6 protein-coding genes and 1 pseudogene are annotated in these 7123 nt (G+C 60.2%); 5 read left to right on the top strand and 2 right to left on the bottom strand.

Features of this window, described 5'->3' with window-relative positions:
* Positions 1-159, top strand: a pseudogene (locus GVK32_RS23280) (IS4 family transposase); the annotation flags it as partial.
* A 28-nt stretch (positions 160-187) separates the two neighbouring features.
* Here GVK32_RS23280 and GVK32_RS23275 read toward each other — a convergent pair.
* Complete coding sequence (locus tag GVK32_RS23275; RefSeq protein ID WP_159870459.1) at positions 188-622, bottom strand: DoxX family protein; 435 nt, start codon at positions 620-622, stop codon at positions 188-190.
* 151 nt (positions 623-773) lie between these two features.
* Here GVK32_RS23275 and poxB point away from each other — a divergent pair, with 151 nt between their 5' ends.
* The 4 genes from poxB (at position 774) to GVK32_RS23255 (ending at position 6166) form a co-directional block, all read left to right on the top strand.
* The gene (gene poxB, locus GVK32_RS23270) at positions 774-2492 is read left to right on the top strand and encodes a ubiquinone-dependent pyruvate dehydrogenase (RefSeq protein ID WP_159870462.1); all 1719 of its coding nucleotides are present in this window, start codon (positions 774-776) and stop codon (positions 2490-2492) included.
* Positions 2493-2610: 118 nt separating this feature from the next.
* A complete protein-coding gene (ltaE, locus tag GVK32_RS23265) occupies positions 2611-3612 on the top strand; it encodes a low-specificity L-threonine aldolase (RefSeq protein WP_159870465.1) in 1002 nt (333 codons plus the stop codon).
* Positions 3613-3622: 10 nt separating this feature from the next.
* Positions 3623-5056, top strand: coding sequence for a DUF2867 domain-containing protein (locus GVK32_RS23260; protein ID WP_159870468.1), 1434 nt, complete (start codon positions 3623-3625; stop codon positions 5054-5056).
* Between the two features lie 96 nt (positions 5057-5152).
* Positions 5153-6166 carry an NAD(P)-dependent oxidoreductase gene (locus GVK32_RS23255; RefSeq protein ID WP_159870471.1) on the top strand — a complete coding sequence of 338 codons (1014 nt, stop codon included), beginning with the start codon at positions 5153-5155 and terminating at the stop codon, positions 6164-6166.
* Positions 6167-6173: 7 nt separating this feature from the next.
* Here GVK32_RS23255 and GVK32_RS23250 read toward each other — a convergent pair whose 3' ends face one another.
* Positions 6174-7004: an N-acetylmuramoyl-L-alanine amidase gene (locus GVK32_RS23250; protein ID WP_159870724.1), complete on the bottom strand. Its 831-nt coding sequence runs from the start codon at positions 7002-7004 to the stop codon at positions 6174-6176.
* Positions 7005-7123 lie beyond the last annotated feature (119 nt).

Genomic DNA, 7123 nt, shown 5'->3' with positions numbered 1-7123 from the left:
ACGGTTTCGCCGGGTACTATCCCGAAACGGCTGATGCATCTGAGGGGAAATCTGGAGGCGATGTTCATAACAAAACGCCCCCGACTATCAAGGCCGAGGGCGGTTAAGATGTCAAAAACCCGCTATCTGGTTAACCGTAACGCATCACCGCTTAAGTGAACGGCATTGCGCCCTGGCGGGGCTATTTTTATTTCCACGCCGGGTCTTTTACCAGCGAATAGCGGCCGGCGCCCATAAAGGCAATCGCCAGCGCGCCAATAAAGAAGTAGACCAGGCTCTCAATCGCCCAGGCGCCGGTTTTATCCAGTTGCCAGGTTTCTCCCGTACCGACCATAAGCCACGCCACCACCATGGTAAACGCCAGCACCAGCGCCGCCGGCCGGGTGAGGATCCCCAGAATCAGCAGGCACGGCGCCAGCACTTCTCCCACCAGCACGCCATAGGCAATAAAGCCCGGTAGCCCCTTCGCCACCAGCATCCCGCCGATCCCCGCGACGCCATCAAACAGCTTATGCAGCCCGTGGAACAGCATCAGCCCGCCCACGGCAAGTCGTAACAAGAGTTTGCCAAAATCGTCGTGAGATAGCATTTTATTAACAGCATTTAACAGCGATTTAACCATTTGAAATGATTCCTGTTTACCCTTTTAGTGGTGACAGATTATGCGGAATTTTCGCGCAAGAATACCAGCTGAAAATGGGAGGGAGATGCGGGCGTAACGATGAGTTTCATCTAAGCTTGTAAGCGTTATCACATAAAGGAGATGGAGAACCATGAAACAGACCGTGGCCGCATACGTAGCTAAAACTCTTGAACAGGCCGGCGTGAAGCGCATCTGGGGCGTCACCGGCGATTCACTCAACGGATTGAGCGACAGCCTGAACCGCATGGGCACCATTGCATGGATGCCGACGCGCCATGAAGAAGTTGCCGCGTTTGCCGCCGGCGCCGAAGCCCAGCTTACCGGCGAGTTGGCGGTCTGCGCGGGTTCCTGCGGCCCGGGCAACCTTCATCTGATCAACGGCCTTTTTGACTGTCACCGCAACCACGTCCCGGTGCTGGCCATCGCCGCCCACATTCCCTCCAGCGAAATCGGCAGCGGCTATTTTCAGGAAACCCATCCCCAGGAGCTGTTCCGCGAATGCAGCCACTATTGTGAGCTGGTCTCCACCCCGGAACAGATCCCGCAGGTGCTGGCCATCGCCATGCGCAAAGCGGTCCTCAACCGCGGCGTTTCGGTGGTGGTGCTGCCGGGAGACGTGGCGCTGAAGGCCGCCCCGGAAGGTGCCAGCAGCCACTGGTACTCCGCCCCGCTGCCGGAGGTGACGCCGCCGGCGGAAGAGATCGCCCGCCTGGCGCAGCTGCTACGCTACTCCAGCAACATTGCCCTGATGTGCGGCAGCGGCTGTGCCGGGGCCCATGAAGAGCTGCTAGAGTTCGCCGCTAAGCTCAAGGCGCCCATCGTCCACGCCCTGCGCGGCAAGGAGCACGTTGAGTACGACAACCCTTATGATGTCGGAATGACCGGGCTGATCGGCTTCTCGTCCGGCTTCCACACCATGATGAACGCCGACACCCTGGTGCTTCTCGGCACCCAGTTTCCCTACCGGCCTTTCTACCCCAGCAGCGCAAAAATTATTCAGATTGATATCAATCCCGGCAGCATCGGCGCGCACAGCAAAGTCGATATGGCGCTGATCGGCGATATCAAATCGACCCTAAAAGCGCTGCTGCCGCATCTGGAAGAGAAGACGGATCGCCGTTTCCTCGACAAAGCGCTTGAGCACTACCGCGAGGCGCGTAAGGGGCTCGACGATCTGGCTAAGCCGAGCGATAAGGCCATTCACCCTCAATACCTGGCGCAGCAGATTAGTCACTTCGCCGCTGACGATGCCATTTTCACCTGCGACGTCGGTACGCCGACCGTCTGGGCCGCACGCTATCTGAAGATGAACGGCAGGCGCCGGCTGATCGGCTCGTTTAACCACGGCTCAATGGCCAACGCCATGCCGCAGGCGATTGGCGCGAAGGCAACGGCGCCGGAGCGTCAGGTGGTGGCGATGTGCGGCGACGGCGGCTTCAGCATGCTGATGGGCGACTTCCTCTCGCTGGCGCAGATGAAGCTGCCGGTAAAAATTGTGATCTTTAACAACAGCGTGCTGGGATTTGTCGCAATGGAGATGAAGGCCGGGGGCTATCTGACCGACGGCACCGAGCTGCACGACACCAATTTCGCCCGCATTGCCGAAGCCTGCGGCATTAAAGGCATTCGCGTCGAAAAAGCCTCTGAGGTCGACGACGCGCTGCAAACCGCGTTTAGCACCGACGGCCCGGTGCTGGTCGACGTCGTGGTTGCCAGGGAAGAGCTGGCGATCCCGCCGCAAATTAAGCTGGATCAGGCTAAGGGTTTCAGCCTGTATATGCTGCGCGCCATCATCAGCGGACGTGGAGATGAAGTTATCGAACTGGCGAAAACCAACTGGCTCAGGTAAAACATCCTTTTGAGCCCACACATAACATCATTCATGATGCATCGAAGGCCCCGCTGGGGTGGTTTATGCGACTAACGCGGATACAGCGTGAAGGATGAAACACTAACAAGGAAACGCCGTGATAGATCTCCGCAGTGATACCGTAACCCGTCCGGGGCACGCCATGCTGGATGCCATGATGTCAGCCCCGGTCGGTGACGACGTTTATGGCGACGACCCGACCGTTAACGCGCTCCAGCGCTACGCCGCAGAGCTGGCCGGCAAAGAGGCGGCGCTGTTCCTGCCGTCCGGCACCCAGGCAAACCTGGTGGGCCTGCTGAGCCACTGCCAGCGCGGCGAAGAGTATATCGTCGGCCAGGGCGCGCATAACTATCTGTACGAAGCCGGCGGTGCGGCGGTGCTCGGCAGCATTCAGCCGCAGCCCATCGATGCGGCGGCTGACGGCACCCTGCCGCTGGATAAGGTCGCGGCAAAGATTAAGCCTGACGATGTCCATTTTGCCCCCACTCGCCTGCTGAGCCTCGAAAATACCCATAACGGCAAGGTGCTGCCGCGCGAATACCTCAAAGAGGCGTGGGAGTTTACCCGCGAACGCGACCTGGCGCTGCACGTCGACGGCGCGCGTATCTTTAACGCGGTGGTGGATTACGGCTGCGAGCTGCGCGATATCACCCAATACTGCGACTCCTTCACCATCTGCCTCTCTAAAGGTCTGGGAACGCCGGTAGGCTCGCTGCTGCTCGGCAGCCACGACTACATTCACCGCGCCACCCGCTGGCGTAAAATGGTCGGCGGCGGCATGCGCCAGGCCGGAATTCTGGCGGCTGCGGGCCTGTACGCTCTGCAAAACAACGTCGCGCGCCTGCAGGAGGACCACGACAACGCTGCCTGGATGGCCGGGGAGCTGCGCGCCATCGGCGCTGACGTCACCCGCCACGACACCAATATGCTGTTCATCCGCGTTGGCGAAGAGCAGGCCCAGGCGCTGGGCGCGTTTATGCAGCAGCGCGGCGTGCTGATCAACGCCTCGCCGGTTGTACGTCTGGTCACCCATATCGACGTCAATCGTCAGCAGCTGGCGGAAGTGGTGGGCCACTGGCAGGAATTTTTGAACCGCTAAGGAGTGAGGCGTGTCGCAACGTATTCTGGTGCTCGGCGCCAGCGGCTATATCGGCCAGCATCTGGTGCAGGCATTGAGCGATCGGGGCTATTGCGTGCTGGCGGCAGCGCGCCATATCGAGCGGCTAAAAAAACGCAATCTCCCGGGAGTGAGCTGCCATGCCATCGACCTCACCCGGCCGCAGGGGCTTTCTGCCCTGCTGGCGCAGGCGGACACCGTTTACTATCTGGTGCACGGCATGGGCGAAGGCGGCGACTTTATTCGGCACGAGCGCGAGGTGGCGCAAAACGTGCGCGACGCCCTGCGCGCGACGCCGGTAAAGCAGCTGATATTTCTCAGCTCGCTGCAGGTGCCGGCGGCGGAACAGTCTGACCACCTGCGCGCCAGGCAGGTCACCGCCGACGTTCTGCGCGAGTCCGGCGTGCCGGTCACCGAGCTGCGGGCGGGCATCATCGTGGGCGCCGGCTCCGCCGCGTTCGAGGTGATGCGCGACATGGTCTACAACCTGCCGGTTTTAACGCCGCCGCGCTGGGTGCGCTCGCGCACCACGCCTATCGATCTCGAAAACCTGCTCTATTATCTGGTACAACTGCTCAACCATCCGTGCGCGGAACATCGCGTCTTCGAAGCCGCCGGGCCGGATGTTTTAAGCTACCAGCAGCAGTTCACCCACTTTATGGCGGTCAGCGGCAAGCATCGCCTGCTGATCCCGATCCCTTTTCCCACTCGCTGGATTTCGGTGTGGTTCCTCAACGTGATTACTTCGGTTCCGCCCACCATCGCCAAGGCGCTGATTCAGGGGCTGAAGCACGATCTGATCGCCGACGATCGCGCGCTGCGGGCGCTGATCCCTCAGCCGCTGATCTCCTTTGACGAAGCCGTACGCCGCACGCTTAAAGAAGAGGAGCAGCTGGTGAACTCCAGCGACTGGGGCTACGACGCGCAGGCCTTCGCCCGCTGGCGGCCGGAATACGGCTACTACCCTAAGCAGGCCGGCTGCACGGTCAGCACCTCTGCCAGCGCGGCGGCAATCTGGCAGGTCGTCAACCAGATTGGCGGCAAAGAGGGCTACTTCTTCGGCAACGCGCTGTGGAAAATTCGCGGCGCCATGGACCTGCTGGTGGGCCATCGCCTGGCGAAAGGCCGACCGTCGCGCGACCTTCTGCAGACCGGCGACGCGGTAGACAGCTGGAAGGTGATTATTGTCGAACCGGAAAAGCAGCTCACCTTACTCTTTGGCATGAAGGCGCCCGGCCTGGGGCGCCTGAGCTTTACCCTCAGCGATAAAGGCGACCACCGCGAGCTCGACGTCCGAGCCTGGTGGCACCCTCACGGTATGCCGGGGCTGTTCTACTGGCTGCTGATGATCCCCGCCCATCTGTTTATCTTTCGCGGCATGGCGCGGCGTATTGCCCGACTGGCAGAGCAAATCACAGGCAAATAGGAAGTATCTACGTCATTCTGCTATCATTCTCATTGCATCGTGAGGAGAATCACGGAAAAATGCGCACGAAATTCTTTTCTGGGACAGTAGGTTGATATGAAGGTACTGGTTACCGGTGCGACCAGCGGGTTAGGCCGCAACGCGGTGGAATATCTGCGTAACAAAGGCATCAGCGTCAGAGCGACCGGGCGAAACGAAGCGATGGGCAAGCTTCTGAGCAAAATGGGCGCCGAATTTGTCCCCGCAGATTTAACCGAACTGGTTTCATCTCAGGCCAAGGTGATGCTCGCCGGTATCGATACCCTCTGGCACTGCTCAGGCTTTACCTCGCCGTGGGGCACGCAGCAGGCCTTCGATTTAGCCAACGTCCGCGCCACCCGTCGCCTTGGCGAATGGGCCGTGGCCTGGGGCGTACGCAACTTCGTTCATATCTCCTCCCCTTCACTCTATTTTGATTATCACCACCATCGCGACGTGCAGGAAAATTTTCGCCCTCAGCGCTTTGCCAACGAATTTGCCCGCAGCAAAGCGGCGAGCGAAGAGGTGATTAATCTGCTGGCCCAGGCGAACCCCAATACCCGCTTTGCCATCCTGCGCCCACAGGGTCTGTTCGGCGCCCACGACAAAGTGTTCATCCCCCGCCTTGCGCAGATGATGCAGCACTACGGCAGCGTAATGCTGCCCCGCGGCGGCAGCGCGCTGGTTGATATGACCTACTATGAGAATGCGGTGCACGCGATGTGGCTTGCCAGCCAGCCGCAGAGCGACCATCTGCCCTCCGCCCGGGCGTGGAATATCACCAACGGCGAACCGCGTACCCTGCGCAGCATCGTGCAAAAGCTGATTGATGAGCTGGGAATAAGGTGCCGTATTCGCTCGGTCCCCTATCCGATGCTGGATATCATCGCCCGCAGCATGGAGCATTTTGGCAATAAGTCAGCCAAGGAGCCGGCCTTTACCCATTACGGCGTCTCCAAGCTGAACTTTGATTTTACCCTTGATATTTCCCGCGCGCAGGAAGAGCTGGGCTACCGCCCGGTGGTGACGCTGGATGAGGGAATTATCCGCACTGCGGCCTGGCTGAAAGATCACGGCAAGCTGCACCGCTAGCACCGAATTAACCCTGACCGTATTTCTCCAGCAGCGCTTCGGCGATGGCCTGGGTTTCAGCATCGGCGACGCCATCCCAGCGCGCCGGCCGGAAATGCATCTGAAATGCCATAATCACCCGCTTGTGCTGCGCTGGTGTCATATCTGGCGTCACCTGATAGCCGTAGCGGGCGAGTAAGTCCAGCAGCTCTGCGCTATCGACCGGCTGCCAGGTCGGGCGACCGTTGAGATAAAACGCGACCCGCTCTTGATCCGGCCAGGCGCCAATGCCCTGTTCGGCCAGCCGGCGCCAGGGGAATAGCGGCCCGGGATCGTCCTTACGCTGTGGCGCAATATCGGCATGAGCCACCACGTTTTGCGCCGCAATGTGGTAGCGGGCGATAATATCCTTCGCCAGGGGGACCAGGGCATCAATCTGCGCCGAGCTAAACGGCGTAAAGCTTTTTACCCCTGCCGCTTTCTGCCAGCCGCGGTTTTCCAGCTCAATGCCGATAGAGGTGTCGTTAATGCGCGTACTGCCGCGCCAGAAGCTAATCCCCGCATGCCAGGCCAACTCCTCTTCAGGCACCAGCTGCCAGATACGCGGCTTACCGCGGTGCAGCGGCGGTCGTTCAGGGATCAGGTAGTGGGAGCTCACCTGGTTGTCGGTTAGGGTCGCCAGCGAGACGTCAAAATCATCGGCGGTATAGTGAATGACCAGCACCTTCACCCGCGGGTAGGCGGCCTGCGCCGGATGGCGGGTATCCAGCTGATAGCCGTCACGATCGATAATCCCCTTTTCCGTTGCGCAGCCGGCCAGCAGCAGCACAATGAGAACCATCACTCCCCTGAGCTTCATCGGGAAGCCCTCCCGGCGCGTGCGGTGAAACATACCATCATAAAATCCTTCTTTTTGGCCTAGAGAGCCTGAGCGTTCCGACATAAGGCGGAGCGAAGCGCTCAAAGGCGGCGTCAGCC

Origin of the sequence: Klebsiella sp. 18074 (assembly GCF_902705905.1) — a bacterium.
GTDB lineage: Bacteria > Pseudomonadota > Gammaproteobacteria > Enterobacterales > Enterobacteriaceae > Klebsiella > Klebsiella terrigena.
Note: the sequence above shows the minus strand (reverse complement) of the source record. Positions and strands in the feature narration are given on the sequence as shown.

What these genes read in the sequence shown, in the direction of transcription:
- GVK32_RS23275 (WP_159870459.1), bottom strand. Translation starts at nt 622, where the DNA reads ATGGTTAAATCGCTGTTAAATGCTGTTAATAAAATGCTATCTCACGAC.
- poxB (WP_159870462.1), top strand. Translation starts at nt 774, where the DNA reads ATGAAACAGACCGTGGCCGCATACGTAGCTAAAACTCTTGAACAGGCC.
- GVK32_RS23255 (WP_159870471.1), top strand. Translation starts at nt 5,153, where the DNA reads ATGAAGGTACTGGTTACCGGTGCGACCAGCGGGTTAGGCCGCAACGCG.
- GVK32_RS23250 (WP_159870724.1), bottom strand. Translation starts at nt 7,004, where the DNA reads ATGAAGCTCAGGGGAGTGATGGTTCTCATTGTGCTGCTGCTGGCCGGC.